Annotated in this window: 1 tRNA gene and 1 rRNA gene; both read right to left on the reverse strand. The window is 47.1% G+C overall.

The window, feature by feature from the left end:
- Position 1: 1 nt before the first annotated feature.
- Positions 2 to 75 (reverse strand) — tRNA-Ile (locus tag GWK08_RS19125).
- A gap of 99 nt (positions 76 to 174) precedes the next feature.
- A 16S ribosomal RNA gene (locus GWK08_RS19130) occupies positions 175 to 1,698 on the reverse strand.
- Positions 1,699 to 1,842 lie beyond the last annotated feature (144 nt).

The following is a 1,842-nucleotide window of genomic DNA, read 5'->3' on the forward strand; positions in this document are numbered from 1 at the left end:
GTAGTCTCGGGCAGACTCGAACTGCCGACCTCTACATTATCAGTGTAGCGCTCTAACCAGCTGAGCTACGAGACTTCTTCTTGTTCCTTTTTTATATATTAACAGCTTTAAGCAAAATCATCCCTTAAAAATTATAAGGTAGCTCCTTCTCCAATTATCGATTCTTTTCTCTAGAAAGGAGGTGTTCCAGCCGCACCTTCCGGTACGGCTACCTTGTTACGACTTAGCCCCAGTTACCAGTTTTACCCTAGGCAGCTCCTTACGGTCACCGACTTCAGGTACCCCCAGCTTCCATGGCTTGACGGGCGGTGTGTACAAGGCCCGGGAACGTATTCACCGGATCATGGCTGATATCCGATTACTAGCGATTCCAGCTTCACGGAGTCGAGTTGCAGACTCCGATCCGAACTGTGACCGGTTTTTAAGATTCGCTCCTTGTTGCCAAGTGGCTGCTCACTGTACCGGCCATTGTAGCACGTGTGTAGCCCAAGACGTAAGGGCCGTGATGATTTGACGTCATCCCCACCTTCCTCACGGTTTGCACCGGCAGTCTTGTTAGAGTCCCCATCTTTACATGCTGGTAACTAACAACAGGGGTTGCGCTCGTTATAGGACTTAACCTGACACCTCACGGCACGAGCTGACGACAACCATGCAGCACCTTGTAAATTGTCCGAAGAAATACCTGTCTCTAGGTACGTCAATCTACATTTAAGCCTTGGTAAGGTTCCTCGCGTATCATCGAATTAAACCACATGCTCCACCGCTTGTGCGGGCCCCCGTCAATTCCTTTGAGTTTCATTCTTGCGAACGTACTCCCCAGGTGGGTCACTTATCACTTTCGCTTAGCCACTCAGGATTGCTCCCGAACAGCTAGTGACCATCGTTTACGGCGTGGACTACCAGGGTATCTAATCCTGTTCGCTACCCACGCTTTCGTCCATCAGCGTCAATATACTATTAGTGATCTGCCTTCGCAATCGGTATTCTATGTAATATCTATGCATTTCACCGCTACACTACATATTCTAACCACTTCATAGTAATTCAAGACTAACAGTATCAATGGCAGTTCTACAGTTGAGCTGCAGACTTTCACCACTGACTTATTAATCCGCCTACGGACCCTTTAAACCCAATGATTCCGGATAACGCTTGCACCCTCCGTATTACCGCGGCTGCTGGCACGGAGTTAGCCGGTGCTTATTCGCAGAGTACCGTCATCAGTATACACGTATACCTTATTCTTCCTCTGCAAAAGCAGTTTACAACCCATAGGGCAGTCTTCCTGCACGCGGCATGGCTGGATCAGTCTTCCGACCATTGTCCAATATTCCTCACTGCTGCCTCCCGTAGGAGTCTGGTCCGTGTCTCAGTACCAGTGTGGGGGATCTCCCTCTCAGGACCCCTACTTATCGTTGCCTTGGTATGCCGTTACCATACCAACTAGCTAATAAGACGCATGCTCATCTTTAACCACCGAAGTTTTAATTATCAATCGATGCCAATTAATAATACCATGGGGGATTAATCCAAATTTCTCTGGGCTATACCCCTGTTAAAGGTAGATTGCATACGCGTTACGCACCCGTGCGCCACTCGCCATCAGATTGCAAGCAATCTATGCTGCCGTTCGACTTGCATGTGTTAGGCCTGCCGCTAGCGTTCATCCTGAGCCAGGATCAAACTCTTCATCGTTAATCTTTAAATATTATTTAAAATCAACAATCAAAAAAATCAATACCCTAAACTCTCTTAGAATGACTCTGCTTAAAATTTTTAACCGTTAGATAAAGTCGCCTCTATCTAACTGTGCTGTTAACATTATGTCAATGAACTCTT

It is taken from the genome of Leptobacterium flavescens (genome assembly GCF_010671605.1).
In the GTDB taxonomy this organism is placed as follows: Bacteria; Bacteroidota; Bacteroidia; order Flavobacteriales; family Flavobacteriaceae; genus Leptobacterium; species Leptobacterium flavescens.